Source organism: Vibrio sp. Vb0349, from assembly GCF_033338975.1.
This window is the reverse complement of sequence record NZ_JAWOTS010000001.1, coordinates 1-19643: the sequence shown is the minus strand read 5'-3', so window position 1 is coordinate 19643 and position 19643 is coordinate 1. Positions and strand designations below refer to the sequence as shown.

21 protein-coding genes, 1 rRNA gene and 1 riboswitch are annotated in these 19643 nt (G+C 46.9%); of the genes, 8 read left to right on the top strand and 14 right to left on the bottom strand.

Going from position 1 to position 19643, the window contains the following annotated elements; genetic code table 11:
- Nucleotides 1-60 precede the first annotated feature (60 nt).
- Nucleotides 61-348, top strand: a complete 288-nt coding sequence (locus R7Q47_RS00110) for a hypothetical protein (RefSeq protein ID WP_005374318.1) — start codon at nt 61-63, stop codon at nt 346-348.
- Between the two features lie 153 nt (nt 349-501).
- Nucleotides 502-1092 carry a type II secretion system protein gene (locus R7Q47_RS00105; RefSeq protein ID WP_282570049.1) on the top strand — a complete coding sequence of 197 codons (591 nt, stop codon included), beginning with the start codon at nt 502-504 and terminating at the stop codon, nt 1090-1092.
- Between the two features lie 37 nt (nt 1093-1129).
- Here the strand turns inward: R7Q47_RS00105 and R7Q47_RS00100 are convergent, their stop codons facing one another.
- The 5 genes from R7Q47_RS00100 to R7Q47_RS00080 all read right to left on the bottom strand — a co-directional run bounded on the left by R7Q47_RS00100 (nt 1130) and on the right by R7Q47_RS00080 (nt 4005).
- Entirely contained in the window at nt 1130-1657 is a 528-nt protein-coding gene (locus R7Q47_RS00100) for a GNAT family N-acetyltransferase (RefSeq protein ID WP_054575248.1), read from the bottom strand.
- Nucleotides 1658-1690: 33 nt separating this feature from the next.
- A complete protein-coding gene (locus R7Q47_RS00095; protein ID WP_025768769.1) occupies nt 1691-2158 on the bottom strand; it encodes an HAD family hydrolase in 468 nt (155 codons plus the stop codon).
- Nucleotides 2159-2276: 118 nt separating this feature from the next.
- Entirely contained in the window at nt 2277-2747 is a 471-nt protein-coding gene (locus R7Q47_RS00090) for a GNAT family N-acetyltransferase (protein WP_025768770.1), read from the bottom strand.
- 1 nt (nt 2748) lies between these two features.
- Complete coding sequence (locus R7Q47_RS00085; protein WP_017821007.1) at nt 2749-3480, bottom strand: glucose 1-dehydrogenase; 732 nt, start codon at nt 3478-3480, stop codon at nt 2749-2751.
- 9 nt (nt 3481-3489) lie between these two features.
- On the bottom strand, nt 3490-4005 hold the full coding sequence (locus tag R7Q47_RS00080; RefSeq protein ID WP_154204132.1) for a GNAT family N-acetyltransferase: 516 nt from the start codon (nt 4003-4005) through the stop codon (nt 3490-3492).
- A 270-nt stretch (nt 4006-4275) separates the two neighbouring features.
- Between R7Q47_RS00080 and R7Q47_RS00075 the strand changes: the two genes are divergently transcribed.
- Together R7Q47_RS00075 and R7Q47_RS00070 are read left to right on the top strand one after the other, a co-directional pair.
- Nucleotides 4276-5370 carry a NapC/NirT family cytochrome c gene (locus tag R7Q47_RS00075; protein ID WP_017634357.1) on the top strand — a complete coding sequence of 365 codons (1095 nt, stop codon included), beginning with the start codon at nt 4276-4278 and terminating at the stop codon, nt 5368-5370.
- Nucleotides 5371-5392: 22 nt separating this feature from the next.
- The gene (locus R7Q47_RS00070; RefSeq protein ID WP_248486036.1) at nt 5393-7840 is read left to right on the top strand and encodes a trimethylamine-N-oxide reductase 2; all 2448 of its coding nucleotides are present in this window, start codon (nt 5393-5395) and stop codon (nt 7838-7840) included.
- Between the two features lie 70 nt (nt 7841-7910).
- On the opposite strand, the gene R7Q47_RS00065 is transcribed toward R7Q47_RS00070, so the two are convergent.
- The 8 genes from R7Q47_RS00065 to thiD form a co-directional block, all read right to left on the bottom strand.
- Nucleotides 7911-8636: a phosphatase PAP2 family protein gene (locus R7Q47_RS00065; RefSeq protein WP_154204134.1), complete on the bottom strand. Its 726-nt coding sequence runs from the start codon at nt 8634-8636 to the stop codon at nt 7911-7913.
- A 210-nt stretch (nt 8637-8846) separates the two neighbouring features.
- A complete protein-coding gene (gene thiE / locus R7Q47_RS00060) occupies nt 8847-9461 on the bottom strand; it encodes a thiamine phosphate synthase (protein WP_154204135.1) in 615 nt (204 codons plus the stop codon).
- Between the two features lie 64 nt (nt 9462-9525).
- Nucleotides 9526-10317 (bottom strand): hydroxyethylthiazole kinase, encoded by a 792-nt coding sequence (gene thiM, locus R7Q47_RS00055; protein WP_154204136.1) that lies wholly within the window; start codon nt 10315-10317, stop codon nt 9526-9528.
- 12 nt (nt 10318-10329) lie between these two features.
- Nucleotides 10330-10998, bottom strand: a complete 669-nt coding sequence (gene tenA / locus R7Q47_RS00050; RefSeq protein WP_053304011.1) for a thiaminase II — start codon at nt 10996-10998, stop codon at nt 10330-10332.
- 54 nt (nt 10999-11052) lie between these two features.
- Nucleotides 11053-12003, bottom strand: coding sequence for an ABC transporter substrate-binding protein (locus R7Q47_RS00045; RefSeq protein ID WP_005374293.1), 951 nt, complete (start codon nt 12001-12003; stop codon nt 11053-11055).
- 47 nt (nt 12004-12050) lie between these two features.
- Entirely contained in the window at nt 12051-12851 is an 801-nt protein-coding gene (locus R7Q47_RS00040; RefSeq protein WP_154204137.1) for an ABC transporter permease, read from the bottom strand.
- Nucleotides 12844-13599, bottom strand: coding sequence for an ABC transporter ATP-binding protein (locus R7Q47_RS00035; RefSeq protein ID WP_033907185.1), 756 nt, complete (start codon nt 13597-13599; stop codon nt 12844-12846). Before R7Q47_RS00035 ends, R7Q47_RS00040 begins: the two co-directional genes overlap by 8 nt.
- On the bottom strand, nt 13589-14446 hold the full coding sequence (thiD, locus tag R7Q47_RS00030; RefSeq protein ID WP_005383329.1) for a bifunctional hydroxymethylpyrimidine kinase/phosphomethylpyrimidine kinase: 858 nt from the start codon (nt 14444-14446) through the stop codon (nt 13589-13591). Before thiD ends, R7Q47_RS00035 begins: the two co-directional genes overlap by 11 nt.
- Nucleotides 14447-14551: 105 nt before the next feature.
- Nucleotides 14552-14662: riboswitch (TPP riboswitch) on the bottom strand.
- A gap of 356 nt (nt 14663-15018) precedes the next feature.
- Between thiD and R7Q47_RS00025 the strand changes: the two genes are divergently transcribed.
- Both R7Q47_RS00025 and R7Q47_RS00020 read left to right on the top strand, forming a co-directional pair.
- The gene (locus R7Q47_RS00025; protein ID WP_005435311.1) at nt 15019-16404 is read left to right on the top strand and encodes a TldD/PmbA family protein; all 1386 of its coding nucleotides are present in this window, start codon (nt 15019-15021) and stop codon (nt 16402-16404) included.
- Complete coding sequence (locus R7Q47_RS00020; protein WP_154202162.1) at nt 16404-17747, top strand: TldD/PmbA family protein; 1344 nt, start codon at nt 16404-16406, stop codon at nt 17745-17747. The genes R7Q47_RS00025 and R7Q47_RS00020 overlap by 1 nt, the downstream gene beginning before the upstream one ends.
- A gap of 77 nt (nt 17748-17824) precedes the next feature.
- Here the strand turns inward: R7Q47_RS00020 and trmY are convergent, their stop codons facing one another.
- Nucleotides 17825-18424 carry a tRNA (pseudouridine(54)-N(1))-methyltransferase TrmY gene (gene trmY / locus R7Q47_RS00015; protein WP_017634347.1) on the bottom strand — a complete coding sequence of 200 codons (600 nt, stop codon included), beginning with the start codon at nt 18422-18424 and terminating at the stop codon, nt 17825-17827.
- Nucleotides 18425-18584: 160 nt separating this feature from the next.
- On the opposite strand from trmY, the gene R7Q47_RS00010 reads away from it, so the two are divergent.
- Entirely contained in the window at nt 18585-19109 is a 525-nt protein-coding gene (locus R7Q47_RS00010; RefSeq protein ID WP_033907183.1) for a DUF3087 domain-containing protein, read from the top strand.
- 467 nt (nt 19110-19576) lie between these two features.
- A 16S ribosomal RNA gene (locus R7Q47_RS00005) occupies nt 19577-19643 on the top strand; the annotation flags it as partial.

The window sequence follows — 19643 nt, the reverse complement described above, 5'->3', positions numbered from 1 at the left end:
TAGGGACATTTGCGTATCAGTGGGTACAATCTGCTTCATCTTAATCCGTGGAGCAGAATGATGAAGGTAAAGCCAGATCGAATGACCGCCATGCGTAGCATCATCGAGCAAGTAAAAGCGGAACTACCAATTTATGAACCAGAAACGTTTGTATGTGGACCAGAAGGGCAGTGCATTGGCTGTCCGAAGAAATTGTTGGAAATGGTCGATTCAGAAGTCACTTATTGGGAGTCAGCCATGGAGCGCGGCATTGTTCCGCAGTTCGATGAGATTCGTCGTTTTGGCAAAATGTGCACGAATGTTCGTCGTGGTCTGGTGCGAAATAATGTGCCTTTACTCAGTAACTAGAGAGTAAAAACCGTCTAATATCTGACACATAGCGTCGTTTTGTTACACTGCTCTTTGGCTGCTGTTCTCAAGTTTGAGTGGTGTTTGTCTCTTCTTACCCCTTAAGCCTTTAATCGTAAGAAATTGGCGATATATTGGCTCGGTCTCACATGGATGTGGGGCTATTGTCTTGGGCTAGTTGAGATAAGAAACGTGAAATCAAAGGGATTTACGCTGATGGAAATCACCATAGTGCTTACCACTTTGGCTTTCATCGCATTAGCTGCTTTACCAGTACTACTCGATATTCATCGCCAAGCATACGCTGCGATGCTGCACAGTTCTCAGTCTTCTTTGGGTACGGCTCTCAAATTCTTTCATGCTCAATCAGTGATTGATAACGCTTACGGCCAAGAGCACGTTCACTACATTGACCGACATGTCAAAACACGCAAAGGCATGCCAGAAGCGAGTGCCGATAGTATTCGAGCTTTGTTAGAAATCGATCTACCAACCAGAGGTTATTCGAAAATTGACGTGCCGTGCAAAGGCAGTGATTTTTGCATCATCGGTCAGCAGCACCCAAACAGTGCTCATTTTGTCGCTATTCCTGATTATCAGTTCTTAGATAAATCGGGTGTTGATCGCGTGGTGTACATTTGGCCGCAAGGTTACACACTGGCAGAAGAGGCATGCTATTTCTACTACGTGAATCAAGCCTCTAACGATTCAATTGTTCGAGGGCATGTGACGCAAGGGTGTTAACCCCGAATAAGTGTTGCGAACAACGGTTATCGTGAGTCTACAAATCTGGGCTTTTCGAACGGCTTTGCGCTTTATACAATATCATTTTTTGACTCATCAAGACTTTACCATTTGGCAAGGTCACTTCCCCAAGTTCCCCCTGATGTTCAAATCCAAACCGTTCATACAAAGCAATCGCTGGTGTGTTGGTTTTGTATACGTAGAGTGCGATTTGGTCGTAACCAAATTCCCAACCACGTGCGATCGCGACAGCCAACAGTTTTCGCCCCAATCCTTTGCCTCGGTAGTTTTTGTCGATGTGAATACCAAGAATACCGACGCGAAGGCGTTGCTCTCTTTCGTAACCGCACATCTCAGCTGGGTAGATTTCAACACTACCGATAAGTTTTTGGCGGTCAAACGCGACAAACTGAGGGATGGACTCGTTTTCCACACGTTGCAGGATTCTGCGAAGCGTTGCGTTATCGGGTGCTGGAGAAATCAAAAATTCCCCTTCGGAGTACACTCGATTCCACAGCGCGGTGAAGCGCGCGATATCGCTCACCTTGATGGATCTGATTTGCATTCATCTTCCTTGATTAGTGCAGGTTAGTAACGGTTAGGGGATAAGCTCAGATAAACAACGAATTTGGTTAGGAATGGCTTCGGCTGGTGCATCAGCGCCCGTTGGGTTAAACCAAATTGTGTTTACGCCCGCTTTCATTGCAGGGTAAATATCTTTGTGAGGTAAATCGCCAACCATGGTTATTCCACTCACGTTAACCCCTAACTGTTTTGCGATGGCGAGATAAAACTCAGGTTGGTTTTTAGCGATGCCGAGGTTGGCAAAACAAAAATAGCCATTTAAGTATTGGTCTAAGTCGACGCGAACAAATGCACGCTGAACCTCTTCCATGTTGGAATCAGATGCACTGGTCGCAATGTAGATGGGATGATTTTGGGAAAGTATTGCTAGTGTTTCTCTGGCTTGAGGAACTGCTTCTACGTGTTCCCAATCGCACATTTTTCCTTGTGCCTCAGGGAAATCTACCATCAAGGTGTTCCCCCAATCGAAAAGATAAATCATGTTCGAATCTCCTTATCCGCACATCATATCGTCTTTTTCTAAAATTAGGGGGTAAATTGCATCGATAAATACGATTTAGGTGGGTTTAGTCGTGAAAAGCGCTTAATTGTCGTTATCGTTACAAATGTTTCAGCATAATGCGTGAGTTAGTTTTAAAACCTTGATTATCGTAAAAGCGCTGTGCTGGCTGATTGAATTCCATCACTTCCAATCGAATTTGTGTGGCATTGGCGTCGCGCGCCCATTGCTCACAGGCTAGGAGCAGTTGGCGGCCGATTCCTTGCTGCTTTTGCGCTTCATCGACAACAATTGTTCCCACGCGACAAATTGGGTCTTTGATCAGAAAACTGACGGTGTCGTTTTGGGTGATCATCGCGGTTAAGAAGCCGAGAATTTGCTGTTCGCGTTCGGCAATCAAAAAGAGTCGCTCTTTGTTCTCTAGTGCTTGTGCAAGAAATTCTCGATCAGCTTCTGATGGCGCAACAAAGGCTTCTGGCGCATTCGCAAAATGCAGTGAATTAATTTGAAAATTAAGCTGAAAAATTTCGTCTAAATCATCGGGAATCGCTTGTCGGATATGGACTTGCATTCTATCTGCCCCCTGCAATATCGATAAATGATCCTGTGACATAAGAGGCTTCGTCACTTAATAGCCAAGCGATCGCATTTGCTACTTCTTCTACCGTGCCACCGCGTTTAAGAGGAATTTGAGGGCTGAGTCTATCTACTCGGTTTGGTTCTCCGCCGTCGGCATGCATATCAGTGTAAATGAAACCAGGTCGAACGCCATTGACGCGAATATTGCGCTCTGCCAACTCTAGCGAGAGCCCTTTAGTTAAGGTATCCATCGCGCCTTTTGATGTGGCGTAATCGACATACTCAAATGGCGCGCCTGAGCGCGACGCTCCAGAGGAGACATTCACAATTGCACCGCCTGCACTGAATCGCCTCGCCGCTTCTCGACAGCAGAGAAAACAGCTATTCACATTGGTGTTCATTACTTTCTGAAAGCGTTCCAAGCTGATTTCTGACAAAGGCGATTGAGTAAATAGGATGCCAACGTTGTTGACCAAGTGCGTCACTGCACCAAATTCACGTTCTGTTTCATCAAACAAGGAGAGCACTTGCTTCTCATCGGCTACGTCTGCGGCGATGGCAATCGCTTTGCCACCGTTTGCTTGTATTTCTGCCACAACTTGGTCGGCGGCCTCTTGCTGAGTGCGGTAATTAACGCAAACGCGATAGCCTTGCTCGGCCAGCTTTTTTGCCGCTGCGGCTCCAATGCCTCGGCTTGCGCCGGTAATGATGACTACTTTATTCAAAATACGTCCTTATTTATATAGTGAGTAGATTTTATCGGCGTAGGGTTTGCCACCAATTTGGTATGCGTCTGGAATGACCTCAATGAGTTCGAAACCACATTTTATCAGGACACGCTCTGACGCAATATTGCCTTCAGTGACCGTCGCGGAAAAGTGGTTGATGTTATGTGTCGAGGTTGCCCAATATAGAAGCGCTTGAAGAGTTTCTGTTCCAAACTGTTGGCCATGAAATTCCGGCAAAAGTAAGTAACCTACCTCTGCCTTACCGTTTTCAATAGCAAAGCCAGTGATGCCGATGGGTTGCTCAGATTGCTTATCGAGTATTACAAGGCAAAGCCAATGCTGGCTATTTGGGGTCCATGGTAATAATCGCGAAGCAAATTTTTCTCTTATTTCTGTTTCGCTGGGACGATCGAAACAGAGCGCAATAACCTCTTGTTCGGAGAGTAATCGTTGAAAGAGTTCCCAGTCACTGGCTTTGATGGGTCTTAATTGGCTTCTGTGTGTCTCGATATAAACTGACATGCGTGTCCTTACTGCATCAATGTGGAGATTCAGTCTCTCATCCTCTTATCTGTTTAATCAAATAGTTGCATTCATAAAAGTGATTTATGTGGTGAATGGTTGGCTGGGTAATGGATTATTGCCATATATTCATCTTTGAGATGCAAATAACAAAATTTCATACTTGAGGCATACAGAGCAACACGGAAATGATGTGGATCAAGAGAGGACTACCCATAAAGTAGTAATTTGCGACCTATAATTACATTTTATTTGGAAGTGTTGCTAATTATGTCAATAAAAAAACGATATGTTGCACTGCTGGTTGCTGCCGGCATTGGTGTGGGCTGGTTAACTTTGGGGGGGAGTGCGGCAGTAATGCATTACACCTCAGATACTGAATTTTGTCTCTCGTGCCACTCTATGGAAACCCCTTACAAAGAGTACCAAGGCTCAGTGCACTTCAGTAATGCGAAAGGCATTCGCGCGGAATGTTCTGACTGTCATATTCCTCAAGAACCAATGGATTACCTGATCACCAAAATTCGCGCGTCGAAAGACATCTACCATGAATTTGTGACAGGTAAGATCGACACGCCAGAGAAATATGAAGCACATCGTAAAGATATGGCTGAAACGGTATGGGCTCAGTTCCGTGAAAATGATTCAGCGACGTGTCGTTCGTGTCATGATTTCGATGCAATGGAAGAGTTTGAGCAATCACGTGATGCGGCGAAGATGCACGCTTACGCGAAAGCAAACGATCAAACGTGTATCGATTGTCATAAAGGTGTGGCGCACTTTGCACCAGAAGCAGAGCTAGACAGCAAGGCATTTGAAACGTTGATGAGCTTCACCACAAAAACATCACCTGGTGCCAAAGTCGTTTACCCTGTGACTGAAATCGCAATGGGTGAGATGGGTAAAATTAACCCAACGACGAAGTTGGAAGTAATCAGCTCTGAAGGCGACAACCGCACTGTTAAGTTGAACGCATTCCAAATGAAAGGCGCAGAGCAAGTGCTTTACATGGGAGAAGGTCAACGTGCCATCGTAGCAACGCTAACAGAGCAAGGCCAACAAGCGCTTGAAACTGGTGAATTTGAGGCAGATGTTTACGGCAACGAATGGCGCGCGGTTTCTTTAACTGGCGCTATTGATTCTCCAGTTGTTGACACGCTTGAACCAGTATGGTCATACGCAGAAGAGTTGGACAACGTTTACTGTGCAACTTGTCACGCGAAAATTCCTTCAAATCACTTCACAGTGAATGCATGGGGACCGGTAGCGAAAAGTATGGGTGATCGAACTGATATTTCAGCCGAGAACCTAGAAATTCTAACCAAGTTCTTCCAGCACCACGCGAAAGATGTGGTTGGTCACTAACGATAAATAGAAGGATAAGATTATGACTAATATGACCCGTCGCGGATTTCTAAAAGGCACTGGTATGGCGGCTGGTGCAATGGCATTCACTTCATTTGCACCTATGTCTGTTGCGTCTTCTAATGCTCGCGGCAAAGGCATTCTAACGGCGGGCCGCATGGGCCCAATGCTGTGTGAAGTGCAAGACGGTAAGCTGGTTTCAACCACGAATGCATTGCCACAAACGGTACCAAACAGCCTACAAAGCACCGGTCCTGACCAAGTGCACACTAAAGCGCGTGTTAAGTACCCAATGGTTCGCAAAGGTTACTTGGCAAACCCATCGTCGCCAGAAGGTGTGCGCGGTAGTGATGAGTTTGCGCGTGTGTCTTGGGATGAGGCTTACAAGCTGATCCACGAACAACACATGCGAATTCGCAAAGAATATGGCCCGGCTTCTGTGTTTGCAGGCTCTTACGGCTGGCGCTCAAGTGGCGTGCTGCACAAAGCACAAACCTTGCTGCAACGTTACATGAGCATGGCGGGCGGCTATTCAGGCCACTTGGGTGACTACTCAACGGGTGCTGCGCAGGTCATCATGCCGCACGTTGTGGGCTCTATCGAAGTGTATGAGCAACAAACCACGTACCCAGTGGTACTAGAGCACAGCGATGTGGTTGTGCTTTGGGGCTTAAACCCGATCAACACTCTAAAAATCGCGTGGAGCTCAACAGACTGTGCTGGTCTTGAGTTCTTCCATCAGTTGAAAAAATCAGGCAAGACGGTTATCGCTATTGACCCTATTCGTTCTGAAACCATCGAGTTCTTTGGTGAGAATGCGGAGTGGATTGCTCCTCACCCAATGACCGACGTGGCAATGATGATGGGTATCGCACACACCTTAGTGAAACAAGGTAAGCACGATAAAGCCTTCCTCGATAAATACACCGCAGGTTACGACAAGTTTGAAGCGTACCTGATGGGCGAAGAAGACGGCGTAGAAAAATCAGCAGAATGGGCATCACAAATCTGTGGCGTACCTGCGAAGCAACTTGAGCTACTGGCTGACATCTTCAGTAAAAACCGCACCATGCTGATGGCGGGTTGGGGCATGCAGCGCCAACAATACGGTGAGCAGCGTCACTGGATGCTGGTTACACTGGCAACGATGTTGGGTCAGATCGGTTTACCGGGCGGTGGTTTTGGTTTCTCTTACCACTACTCAAACGGTGGTAACCCTGCTCGTGATGCTGGCGTGCTTCCTGCGATTTCGGCATCACTGGGTGGTGGCTCTTCTGCGGGTAACGACTGGGCGGTGTCTGGCGCGGTGCAAAGCTTCCCTGTGGCGCGTATTGTCGAGGCGTTGGAAAACCCAGGTCAATCCTACCATCATAACGGTCATGAACTGACGTTCCCGGACATCAAGATGATTTGGTGGGCAGGTGGTGCGAACTTTACTCATCACCAAGACACCAACCGCTTGATTAAAGCGTGGCAAAAGCCTGAACTGATCGTGATTTCAGAGCCTTACTGGACGGCGGCTGCGAAGCATGCGGACATCGTTCTGCCAATCACCACATCGTTTGAGCGTAACGACTTAACGATGACAGGTGACTACAGTAACCAACACTTGGTGCCAATGAAGCAAGTGATTGAGCCGCAAGGTGAAGCGCGTAATGACTTCGATGTATTCGCGGACATGGCAGAGATGCTAGCACCGGGTGGCCGTGATGTGTACACCGAAGGCAAAACTGAAATGGAATGGCTGTACGGCTTCTACAAGGCGGCGCAACAAGGTGGCCGTGGCTCTCGCGTAGCAATGCCGAACTTTAGCAAGTTCTGGGAAGATAACCAACTGATCGAGATGAAGTGGAACGAGAAGAGCGCACAGTTTGTTCGTTACGCGGATTTCCGTGAAGACCCGATCATGAATCCACTCGGTACACCAAGTGGTAAGATCGAAATCTTCTCGAAAACCATTGAAGGTTATCAGTTGGAAGACTGTCCTCCACACCCAACGTGGATGGCACCAACCGAGTACACTGGCAATGCAAAAGACGGCGAGTTGCAGCTAATGACCGCGCACGCAGCGCATCGTCTACACAGCCAGTTTAACTACGCGAAGATTCGCGAAGAGTACGCAATTGCAAACCGTGAACCTATTTGGATTCACCCTGAAGATGCGAAAGCGCGTGGTATTAAAACGGGCGATTTAGTTCGTGCGTTTAACAACCGTGGCCAAGTATTGGTTGGTGCAGAAGTGACTGACCGAATCAAGCAAGGTTCAGTGTGTATTCATGAAGGCGGCTGGCCGGATCTGGATCCGAAAACCGGCATTTGTAAGAACGGCGGTTGTAACGTGTTAACGTTGGATATTCCGACCTCTCGACTTGCAAACGGCTGTGCGGCGAACTCGGCACTGGTTCGTATTGAAAAATACACTGGCCCAGAATTAGAACTAACAGCGTTTGAACCACCAAGAAATGGTTAGAAAAAAGTAGCGTTTTAAAGCAAGAAGCCAGCGAATCGCTGGCTTCTTTTTTATCTAGTAATCGTTCACATTAGCGCGAAGCAAGAGAAACAAACGGCATCTGTTTTTTAATCTGAAATGTCGGGAGTAAAGTAAATACAATCGCGACAAACAAGACTGAGCCTATTAAATCTTCAGGGCGATGCATACCCAGCCATAAGCGGCTATATGAGACGCTCATTCCCCACATCCATAATGACAGTGCAGAGATATAGCACTTATTCTGTAAGAACAACCCGCCAAAGAAAGCCAAACAAATCGAAACGAAAATCGTATGGCCGGATGGGAAAGAATAGTCTTTTTCGCCTTGCCAATGGCGCGTTCGCCAATCACTGACGTGTTCAGAAATCTGGTTAATTACGTTGGCTTGCTGCTTTGTATCCAACTGATAAAACGCGTCTGGGTGCTCAATCAATTGTTCTGCTGCGAGCAATTCCGTGTAGGGACGCGGGCTTTCTGTCATCAGTTTTAGCCCCGTTTTGCTGGCAAAACCAATCACCAGTAACAACCCTAACATTGAGAGTTTTTGTATCCACTCAATGCGACTTGGTTTAAAGCGAAATAAAGAAAGCAGTAGCAGTGTTAACGTAATTAAAAAGCCTTTGCTACCAGCAGAATCTGTGAGCAAAGTAAAAGTAATACCCAGACTTTCAGGCACTTGTGAAGTGAGATTGTGATAAGAGCCAAACAGCGACATTGGGATGATGCCAAGAACAAACAAGGCGAGCATCATCAATCCATATTTTTTGGTTTTCATTGAGAGCGTTTTGTTTTTATTGAGGGTTATTCAACCACGTTAAAATAAGGGGCTTATCTTACGTTATCTGGCGTGAAAAACTTATCAACGCTCTGTCAATTCGAGCGTGAAAGTGACATTGCAGCTCTTCGTTGTGAAAGGAGAGGTTGTTGAAAGTACTGAAAGGCAAACGCGCTCATCCATAAGCGCTTTGTTCAGGCGTGAGCAAGGTTAGCTCATCAACCCTAATAAATATTCCGATGCGGCTTTTGGATCTTCTGCGTGGCAAATCGCTGAAACCAAAGCTAAGCCATGAACACCAGTGGCGCTGAGTTGCGGAATGTTACTTTCGTTAATGCCGCCAATGGCAACAATCGGCAGTGAAGTCGTCTCTAACGCCATCTTCAAGCCATCAATACCCCAGAACTTCTTGGTGTTGGTTTTGGTCGGCGTCGCGAAGATTGCGCTCAAGCCGATGTAATCAATCGGAAGAGAGTCCGCTTCTGCAAGCTGCTCTTCATTTTCGATGGATAAGCCGAGGATTTTGTTTGCTCCAATCAACTCACGAGCGATATTTGCTGGCATGTCTGATTGCCCGAGGTGAACCCCATCAGCATCGACAGCCAGTGCGACATCTACGCGGTCATTGATGACTAAAGGCACATCGGTATCTTTAAGGATGTCTTTGACGGCTTGAGCACGTTCGATAAACGCACGCACATCGCCGTGTTTTTCGCGAACTTGTACCATAGTCACGCCACCTTCCACGGCTTTTCTCACAACACGCTTTAGTGTGGCTAAATCTTGTTGGTCATCGGTGACCAAATATAAACGATAGGCGTTCATTGGGTTTCCTTTAAGCCTCTCATTGAAAGAGGATTGAGAGGCTAGTGTTAAAAGAGAGAAAAGCTTAGCTCACTTGCAGTTTTAGGCGTTTTGCCAGTGTTTTTTCATCCAGTTGGTAAAGCTCATCCAAAAGATGCATTTGCAAGCTACCTGGCCCTCGCGCTTGCTCAGCCGCAATTTCACCCACAACGCCAAGCACCGCTGCCGCAGCAAGTCCGGTGTTATCACCAACTGCAGCAAAAGCACCCGTCAGTGCCGTTAGTGTACAGCCCATTCCGGTTACGTAAGGCATCATCTCATGACCGTTGTTTAGCTGCACGGTTTGCCCTTTCGTGACGATGTAATCAGTCTCGCCAGAAATCACTACGCTCGCGCCGTACTCTAAGACTAAGAAGTTCGCTGCGCCAAGTGCTGCGTCGCTGCTGTCTAACGCATCGACGCCTTTGCTTTGTGCTTGCTCGCCAGCGAGTGCAATGATTTCTGAGGCGTTACCACGAATGATCAGCTTGTTTGCAAGGCGTGCGATCTCACGTGATGTCTCGGTACGTAGTGAGCTTGCTCCGCAACCGACAGGGTCGAGTACAACGATTTTACCATTGGAATTGGCTTGCTCTACGGCATAGCTCATGCGCGGTGTCCAAACGCTGTCTAGGGTACCGATGTTGATAACCAGTGCGCCAGCGAACGACATCATCTCTGCCATCTCTTGTTTGGAGTGCGCCATGATTGGAGAAGCGCCGATCGCTAATAGTGCGTTTGCTGTGTTATTCATCACCACGTAGTTAGTGATGTTGACGACTAACGGCTTTTGCTGGCGTACTGCGGTTAATGCTTGGGTGATTTGTTCAATTAACATGAGACTCTCCGATTAATCTTGCTGAGCGTTTAGACCTTGTTGCCAGAATGCCACTTCCATACGCGTTGCAGTTTTGAATACCTGAATCAGGTTTTGACCACGCTGACTATTGATATCGATTTCCGCCAATAACTGATTAAAGTGTTCTGCACCTTTTGCGACACCAGATTGGAATTCCTCACCACCGTAGAGGTTGATCCAACTTGCGTATGGGTTACCTTCGAGCACAGTGCTTTCGTCTTCAATCAGCATCTTACCGATTACGGCATAACCGATAGAGCATGGTGCTAGTGCCGCGTATAGATCAACAAGATCGCCCGTCATGCCAGCATCTAATACGTAACGGGTGTAAGCCACAGTGCCGAAATCTTCTGGCTCGTTTTCTAAGTCGGATTCTGTCAGTCCCCATTGCTCACAGTAAGTCACGTGGTGGGCGATTTCAGAATCGAGCAATGCGTGTACGCTTGGTAGGGCACGGCGCATGTCATCCAAAGTACGTGCTTTGTAGATCGCTAATGCGTAAGCTCGTGCGTACTGCTTTAGGAAAAGAAAATCCTGCTTTAGGTAATGCAGAAAACAAGGCTGAGCCAGAGTGCCTTGCGCCAATTGCTGCACGAAAGCATGCTCAGTGTATTCTTGCCAATCTTGGCGGCAAGCGTCGATCAAATCTTGGTATTTCATTATGAGTATCTCGTTATCAAAAGACCCTAGGCTTAGATCCTAAGGTCAGTAGAATTAGTCAAAGCTCGGTACGTAATCTTTCGCTTTTGGCAGTGTTTCGATGATGTTTTGTGAATACATGAACTGCGCATAATCATCGTAGCGTTTCAGATCTACTGCGGATGGACGAAGAGCGAAACGAGTTAGCGTGTCGTTCCAAGCGCGTTGGTTAAGCTCGTTGTTGAGCGTGTCTGGTGAATAAGCCACGAACTCTTTCCACGACTCTTTTGGATGGTTAACGATGTAAGTGGTCGCTTGCTCTAGTGCTTTGTTGAATGCCTTGATGGCTTCTTTGTCGTAGTTTTTTGCATTGGCTACGAAGACTAACTCGTCATACGCTGGCACGCCGTGTTCTTCAGGGAAGAAGGCCTTAGCTTTATAACCTTCTAGTGCCAGTTGGTTGGTTTCGAAGTTACGTAGACCGCCCCAAATCGCATCCACCTTGCCAGACGCAAGAGACGAAGACAGCGCCCAACCTACGTTGATGATTTGTACGTCAGAAAACTTCACGTTTTCTTGCGCTAGCATGGTGCCGATTGTCGCTTCTTCGTTGCCTGCGATCGCAATACCGATCTTCTTGCCTTTCAAGTCGCCAAGGTTTTCATTCTTACCGTTATCCAGCACCATCAACGTGTTGAGTGGCGTAGCAATCAAAGTCGCAGAGCGGATTAGTGGCAAACCCGCCGCGACATCGATAGTTAGGCTTGGTTGGTAAGAAATCGCCATGTCGACTTTACCCGCCGCGACCAACTTAGGTGGCGTGCTTGGATCTGCCGGCTCTTGAATGTTGACCTTCAAACCTTGTTCTTTGAAGTAACCACGCTCTTTGGCAATCACGATAGGACCATGATTTGGGTTGACGAACCAATCCAACATCAGTGTCATCTCTTTTTCTGCTGCAAGCACATTGGTTGATACCACTGAAGCGAGTAGAGCAGCAGCGCTCATAAGTTTGTTTTTATTCACGGGGTTCTTCCTTTTCTTTCCCAATTTTCTTTGGTTATTTTCTGTAATTATTTGCTTTCCCAAGGGATGGCTTTTTTCAATAATTTATCGGTGATGAAGTAGAGTGAGATAGACAGCACGGCTAGGATAAACAGCGCCGCAAACATCTCATCAATGATCATGCGAGCATTAGCTTGGAGCATCAGATAACCCAAGCCTTCACTTGAACCTACCCACTCACCGACCACTGCTCCAATCGGCGCAATAACGACGGCAACACGAATGCCTGAGGCTAAAGTTGGTAGGGCGGCTGGCAATTGAATATGACGAAGTAACTGCCATTTAGACGCGCCCATGGTCTTGGCAAGGTCGAGGTAACCTGTTGGTGTATTACGTAAGCCGTCGTAGCAACATGTGGTGACGGGGAAAAAGATGATGATCGCCGCCATGACGACTTTCGATGCAATGCCGTAACCCAGCCAAAGCATGAGTACTGGCGCGATGGCGAACACAGGGATCGCTTGGCTAGCAATCAGAATGGGCAGTAACCAACGCTTCAGCGGTTCGAACATCAGCATTTGCAATGCGAACAGCAAACCCATTGATAATCCAAGCGCCAAACCAAGTAAAATCTCTTGCGCGGTAACCCAAGTATGTTTGAGCAAGACATCGTAACGAGTGACCAATCTATCCAGCACTTCAATTGGTGAAGGTAAGATGAAGCTTGGCATGTCGAATACCACAACAATCAACTGCCACAATCCCAAGATCACCGCTGTGCTAATGACCAAGCGCAGAGCCGGATGGGTCACGCGTTCTTTTTTACTAATGCGTGCCGAAACGGAGTTGTACTGAGTCATATCACTCATAGTCTTTCTCCAGTTGATCCAAAATCGCTTGTTGTAACGCCGCGCACTCTCCATCGAGAACTCGGGGCGGCTTGGAGTCTGGAACGACCAAGTGCTGAGCTTGCGCAGGTGTGCCTTGCAACACATAGAGTTGGTGAGCTAATCGCACCGCTTCTTGTGGGTCGTGGGTAATCAGAACAACCGTCTTATCTTTCAGCAATTCGGCAGACAAGGTTTGCAACTTATGACGAGTAACCGCGTCCAGTGCAGAGAAAGGCTCATCCATCAGAACTAGAGGCTTGTCTTGCATCAGAGTGCGAGCAAGGGCAACACGTTGTCTCATGCCGCCAGAGAGCTGAGCTGGCTTAGCATCCGCGTAATCGGCGAGTCCCACTTGGCTTAGTAAAGTCAGTGCACGTTGTCTATTTTGCTCTGGTGCTTGCACTTGAGAAAATCGAGAACTGAGGCAGACGTTGTCTAACACATTCAACCACGGTAGCAATAAATCCTGCTGAGCCATGTAAGCGATACGGTCATGCAGTGCAGCGCCATCCGTTGTGATGAGTTCGCCATGCCAGTCAACTTGGTCATCCAGTAGGCCAGCTAAGTAACGCAATATTGTGGTTTTCCCGCAGCCACTGCGACCAAGTAACACTGTCCATTGATTAGCAGGAATAGTCATACTCAACCCTGCTAGCGTTGGTGTTTGGCTGTCTTTGTATCGCAGACTAGCATCGGAAAGCTGAATGCCAATCGCGTTAGCGAACATAAGTATGACCCGCAAAAAAGTGGTTCACAGGGCCATGGCCTTTACCTACATCCAATTCATCAGCGTGTGCGATAGCTTGGCTGATGTACTGCTTACCCAGGTGCACCGCTTTGTGTAGGTTGTTGCCTTGGCCAAGATAAGACGCAATGGCGGAAGAAAGTGTACAGCCTGTGCCATGAGTGTTTTTGGTTGGAAATCGCTTGGCGCTAATTAACTCGGCACTGTCTTGCATGATAAGCAGATCGTTGCTGTTTTCATTTTCTTCAAGGTGACCGCCTTTGAGCAGAATAGCTTTGGCGCCAAGCGCACGAAGGTCGGTAATCATATCGTTCATTTCAGATTCTGATTGAGGCATTGGCTTACCCGTCAATGCTGCGCCTTCGGGTAGGTTAGGGGTAATGATGTCTGCGAGCGGAATCAATTCTTCTTTTAAAGTGCTGATTGCCGACTGTTCCAGTAATAGATCGCCGCTGGTGGCCACCATCACAGGGTCAATCACGAGGTGTTTTGGCTGGTATTGTTTAATTTTGTCTGCAACGACTTTGATGATGTTGGAATCTGCCAGCATGCCCACTTTGACTGCAACGATGTTGAGGTCGGTAAATACTGCATCAAGTTGGCTCTCTACATGGTCGAGAGGAATGGGGAAAATCGCAGAAACGCCTTGGGTATTTTGCGAAGTAATCGCCGTGATTACCGAGCAAGCAAAACTGCCGGTTGCGGACATCGCTTTGATGTCGGCTTGAATACCTGCACCGCCACCACTGTCTGAGCCCGCGATGGTCAATACGATAGGGGTAGGCAAGGCTGGCGTGTGATGTGAATGAGGTTGTGATTGCTGCGTCATGGTCGCTCCTACTACAAGACGTATAGGAACTGACTTGGCCATTGAAGATCGGTGTATGGATCCGTAGAGGCTAGCTGCGTCGATACAGGTTTGAGGCAGGCTAGTGGCAAAGTGATGATAGTTCCCTACGTCAGTGCTAACTGAATCAGGTTCAACGGGTCTCGAATTTCGATCTCAGCCGACGCATTCACTGCATGGGCCCCCCGACTATTTCGTCAAGATAATAGCAGTTCACTCAGTTACGGTGCACGTGTTTTTTCCGGCCAAGAGGGGGCAATCGATTAAATATGAGACTTGAGAGCAGTAAAGAGAGACCAGAATTTAGCGTAAATAACGTGCTGCATTGAAACTGGCAGTTCAAGACACTATCTAATAGTGAGATGTCGACATAATACGTAACGAATCGTTCTTTGACTTAGCAAGGATTAGCATAAAACAAGGTTAAAAAAGTGTTAATATTTAACGCGTTGCCAATATGCTTTTGAGTCATCCAATTTAAGTTGTGACTGTTATAAACAGAGTCTAACTCAAAGGTGGGGAAGGCTAGGACGATCAACGAGCAAGGAGATTTCATGCTTAATTCTGTAACAGCGAAAGCGGTGATCGATCATGCCCTCTTTTTAGGGGCTGATTTCGCTGAGCTATTCGTTGAACACCATCAAACCAACACTGTCCAGATCGCATCTGGCGAGGTAGATAAGGTAAACTCGGGTATCGATTTTGGTATCGGTATTCGTCTCTTCTTCGGTCATAAAGTGCTTTACGGTTACACCAACAGCACCGATGAAGCCGAACTTAAACGCGTAACCTCACTGCTTGCTGCAAAAGATAAGCGTGAGCAAATCGCGTCAGCAGGTTCTCTCAATCTGAACCGATACCCAATTCAACACGGTTGTCGTATGCCGCTTGGCAAAGACGCTAACCTAGATTCTAAAATTGCTTTCCTATTGCAAGTTGACCAAGCTGCACGTGCAGAGAGTGAACATATCAGCCAGTTCATTGGCAGTGTGCTTCAGCGTGAACAACAAGTGTCTATCTTCAATTCAGAAGGTCTACACGTTGACGATACTCGTCACTACATACGAGTTGCTGGTAATACTGTCGCTCAAAAAGGTAATGAGCAGTCTTCTGGTATGGAAGGTCCTGGCGCTCTTGCTGGTTGGGAATTCAGTGAACAGCTTGATGCGAAAGAGCTAGGTCAAACTATCGCGCAACAAGCGTTGGTAAAACTTGGCGCAGATGCTTGTCCATCGGGTGAAATGCCAGTGGTAATTGGTAACGGCTTTGGTGGCGTAATCTTCCACGAAGCTTGTGGCCACTTGCTAGAAACCACTTCGGTTGCGAAGAAAGCGTCAGTATTCCACGACAAGATGGGCGAAATGGTTGCTCACACCGCAGTGAATGCGGTCGATGATGGCACCATGACCAACGAATGGGGCTCGATTCATGTTGATGACGAAGGTATGAAGACTCAGCGCACTCAATTGATCAAAGACGGTAAGCTAACCAGCTTTATGGTCGATAAAATGGGTGGCATGAAGACAGGTTACGAGCCAACGGGTTCTGGTCGTCGTCAAAACTACAAGTTCGCACCAACCTCGCGTATGCGTAACACCTTTATCGAAGAAGGCGAGCATTCACTTGATGATATGCTGGCAGGCATCGAACGTGGCATCTATGCGAAGAAGATGGGCGGCGGCTCGGTTCAACCGGGCACGGGTGAGTTTAACTTTGCTGTTCGTGAAGCTTATCTCATTGAAAATGGCAAAATCACCAAGCCTCTGAAAACAGCAACGCTGATCAGCACAGGTCCAAAAGTGTTGAAAGAAATCAGCATGGTTGGTAAGGACATGGCGCTTGCGCCGGGCATGTGTGGTTCCGTGAGTGGCTCAGTGCCAACAACAGTCGGTCAGCCAACGCTGAAAGTCGATAACATTCTGGTAGGAGGCGGTAACTAATGAGCCAAGAACAACAACTTCTTAATGCGGTTGATTACGTCCTATCAGAAGCAAAACGCCAAGGTGCAGAAGCGGACGTCATTGTAAACCGCAACAGTAGCTTTTCTCTGAAAGCGAACCAAGGAAAGCTGGATGAGTACAAAGTAAGCTCAAGCCAAGTTCTGGGTGTTCGTGTTGTGAAAGATGCGCGTGTTGCAACGAGCTATTCTGAGTCGTTAGAGCAACCAAGCTTAGATTTGATGCTGACTAACGCACTGCAAAGCGCTCGCTTTTCCAAGCAAGATGAACATCAGACAATTAGTTGCGTGAACAGCCAAATTGCGACTGATGTTGCTGAGATTTCACAAGAAGATACGACTTCTGTTGATGAAAAAATTGAGCTGTCTCTCGCACTTGAGCAAGGCGTAGTCGCTCTACCTCACGCTTCTAGCGCACCTTACAATGGTTACAGCGATGGCGAAACACAACTGATCATTGCCAATACTCAAGGCACATTGTGTCAACACTTCGAGCGCTCGTTCACTTGTTACGCGTATACCTTGTTTGAAAAAGACGGCAAACAGTCAATGGCGGGTAGAATGTCACTGGGTCGCCGTTTTGATGAGTTGAATCCAGCTTACTGTATAGAAGGTGGCTACAACCTTGCTCGTGATCTTCTGGAAGGCGCTCCGGTTGCGACAGGTAACTACCCTGCTATTTTCCACATCAATGCGCTAGCAAGTTTATTCGGTGCTTTCGGCAGTGCTTTCTCTGGCGTAAGCGCGATGAAAGGCATTACGCCACTGGGTGACAAGCTTGGTCAACGTGTTGCGAGTGATTTAATTACCTTTACTGATACGGCTTACATGCCAAATGGTATGGCAATCGCGAGTTTTGATAGTGAAGGCTTCGCTACTCAAGATAATGTCATGATTGCTAATGGTGAGTTGAAAACCTTGCTACACAACAGCCAGACCGCAAGTTACTTGGGCGCAGTCTCGACAGCAAGTGCCGCTCGCGGTGCAAAATCGAGCCTAGACGTATCAGCGAATCACAAAGTGATTGCGACAGGCAACAGCAGTGCATCAGAAGTAAAAGCGGGAGAGTACCTAGAGTTAGTCGAGCTTCAAGGTGTCCATTCTGGTGCGGATGCAGTGAGTGGTGATTTCTCATTTGGGGCGAGTGGCTTCTTGTGCCGTGATGGTGAGCGCATTCAACCAGTACGTGGTATTACAGTAGCGGGTAACTTCTACAAGATGCTGCAAGAAGTTGAGGCAGTGGGTGATACTCAGTTAATTAACGATAGCCGCACTTTCTTCTCGCCAGACGTTCGCTTTGCACGCTTGAGCATTGGTGGTAAGTAAACGTAGCATTCCTATAGAAACAAAAAGAGGACTCAATGGAGTCCTCTTTCTTTTATAGAGTGATTAACTCGCGAGAATTAAAATTCGCGAATGTCCAACTCATTGTGGATCAATACCACACACTGAGAAGCGAAAAGCATCTTAGGACCTAAGCTGATTTTCTCTGTGCCAAGGCGCTTCAAGCTGTTAAAAGACTTCTTCGGCATCGGTATATGGTCAGTTAGCAAGAAACATGGATTTTCACCAATTTCTGCATCACGAACAAATTCGCCTTTCTTATCCAGCATATATAGTTGGTGATCTTCTGCCAGCTCTTGTACTAGGCGTTCAAAGCTCACTGTACGAACGGTAATACCAGGTTCGACTTCACGAAGTTGCTCTTTGCCCATACCAACCGAAGCATCCAAAGCGCGAGCCACTGCTGCAATCAAGGTTGACTCATGGAAGCCGCCAATGTTGGTGATGTCGTTAGAGCGAATAGTAATGGTGCGTGAGAAATCTTTTGTGCTTTCTAAAACCAAGTGAACAACCACATCTTCACGGTGTGATTGAGCAACGAACATCGTGTTCATCATGGTATGAGCAAGAATCTCTGTATGCGCTTCATTACCAACACCTTCTAACAGTGCTTTGCTGGTGGTTGGCGCCGCGCGAGCTCGTAAAACAAAAGAGCGCATGAATTTAGCCTCTATATAGGAAGAGTGAATGCGCGGAAGTATATACCCAAGCAGGGAAGGGATGCGAGTTTAATAGCAAATGTGAACTTACTTACAAAGCTTCGATTGTGGAGCTGGGTGTGCTGGTTAGAATAGGAGGCAACCCTGTTAGGAGTGGTATATGGAAATCAAACAGATAAATAAAGACATTTATAAAAAGAAAGTAAACCTTGTGATTGGCGGTTTTGTTGCGTTGCTCGCCATCTCCTCTCTTGCCTTTAGTACCTTGTTGATTGTTTTGTTTGGCAACACTGAAGTCGTACCAGAACAATCAACGGGCAATTTCCATTGGAATTTGATTGGTGTCGTTCTCGCAGTTGCAACTTCCCTCTCTTTATTGAATCAAATTAAAACTCGACCATACATGGAAGAAGTGCTGTACGTTTGGAAACTCAAGCAGCTGCACAACAAGATCTTTCGTAAACTAAAAAGCATTAAAGCAGCCGCGAACAATGGCGATGTAAAAGCGCTGACGATCCTTAAGTTCTACTATACGACTCAAAGTCAGGTGTTTGAGCTAGACAACAACACACTGACGATGAGCAGTGTAAATAAAGAATTGGAGGCTATCGAGCAAATCGAAGCGGCGCAATCAATGAGTCTCGATATCACAGGCTTTGAAGAGTCTTGGCTAGACACATATTGATTGCCTATTTGCTACTTGAAGTTAACAACTGAGTGCTAAAATTAAGCGTTTGAGTGAGATTTAATCATTCGACGCTTTTTTTTGATTTTTTTTCTGAAAAGGGGTTGCCAAGAAAAATCATCTCCCTATAATGCGCCTCCGTTGTCAGGGCAAAGCGGAAACGCAAAAGCGGTTGGCAAGAAGGCGAAAGAAAACTTCTAAAAATTAATTTAAAAAAGTGTTTGACACTGAAAATTAATTCCTTAGAATACGCCTCCGCTTCGATAGCAAAGCTTACGAAGCAAGCTCTTTAACAATATAGACCTATCAATCTGTGTGGGCACTCGTTGATGATAATCCAATTAGAAGCTTCGGCTTCAAATTAGGTTTCAATGAAACGAAGTGACCATTGAGTCGAAAGACTCAGCACAGTCAATTCAAACATTACTTATGTAATGTTCAGTATTCATTGAGCCGAACAAAATCTTAAATTGAAGAGTTTGATCATGGCTCAGATTGAACGCTGGCGGCAGGCCTAACACATGCAAGTCGAGC

Coding starts and splice junctions, on each gene's coding strand:
- thiM (WP_154204136.1), bottom strand. CDS start 10,317: ATGTTAATTGAACAAATCACCCAAGCATTAACCGCAGTACGCCAGCAA.
- thiD (WP_005383329.1), bottom strand. CDS start 14,446: ATGACGCAGCAATCACAACCTCATTCACATCACACGCCAGCCTTGCCT.
- R7Q47_RS00035 (WP_033907185.1), bottom strand. CDS start 13,599: ATGTTCGCTAACGCGATTGGCATTCAGCTTTCCGATGCTAGTCTGCGA.
- R7Q47_RS00105 (WP_282570049.1), top strand. CDS start 502: ATGTGGGGCTATTGTCTTGGGCTAGTTGAGATAAGAAACGTGAAATCA.
- R7Q47_RS00100 (WP_054575248.1), bottom strand. CDS start 1,657: ATGCAAATCAGATCCATCAAGGTGAGCGATATCGCGCGCTTCACCGCG.
- R7Q47_RS00020 (WP_154202162.1), top strand. CDS start 16,404: ATGAGCCAAGAACAACAACTTCTTAATGCGGTTGATTACGTCCTATCA.
- R7Q47_RS00095 (WP_025768769.1), bottom strand. CDS start 2,158: ATGATTTATCTTTTCGATTGGGGGAACACCTTGATGGTAGATTTCCCT.
- R7Q47_RS00080 (WP_154204132.1), bottom strand. CDS start 4,005: ATGTCAGTTTATATCGAGACACACAGAAGCCAATTAAGACCCATCAAA.
- R7Q47_RS00070 (WP_248486036.1), top strand. CDS start 5,393: ATGACTAATATGACCCGTCGCGGATTTCTAAAAGGCACTGGTATGGCG.
- thiE (WP_154204135.1), bottom strand. CDS start 9,461: ATGAACGCCTATCGTTTATATTTGGTCACCGATGACCAACAAGATTTA.
- R7Q47_RS00040 (WP_154204137.1), bottom strand. CDS start 12,851: ATGAGTGATATGACTCAGTACAACTCCGTTTCGGCACGCATTAGTAAA.
- R7Q47_RS00025 (WP_005435311.1), top strand. CDS start 15,019: ATGCTTAATTCTGTAACAGCGAAAGCGGTGATCGATCATGCCCTCTTT.
- R7Q47_RS00010 (WP_033907183.1), top strand. CDS start 18,585: ATGGAAATCAAACAGATAAATAAAGACATTTATAAAAAGAAAGTAAAC.
- R7Q47_RS00065 (WP_154204134.1), bottom strand. CDS start 8,636: ATGAAAACCAAAAAATATGGATTGATGATGCTCGCCTTGTTTGTTCTT.
- R7Q47_RS00075 (WP_017634357.1), top strand. CDS start 4,276: ATGTCAATAAAAAAACGATATGTTGCACTGCTGGTTGCTGCCGGCATT.
- R7Q47_RS00090 (WP_025768770.1), bottom strand. CDS start 2,747: ATGCAAGTCCATATCCGACAAGCGATTCCCGATGATTTAGACGAAATT.
- trmY (WP_017634347.1), bottom strand. CDS start 18,424: ATGCGCTCTTTTGTTTTACGAGCTCGCGCGGCGCCAACCACCAGCAAA.
- tenA (WP_053304011.1), bottom strand. CDS start 10,998: ATGAAATACCAAGATTTGATCGACGCTTGCCGCCAAGATTGGCAAGAA.
- R7Q47_RS00110 (WP_005374318.1), top strand. CDS start 61: ATGAAGGTAAAGCCAGATCGAATGACCGCCATGCGTAGCATCATCGAG.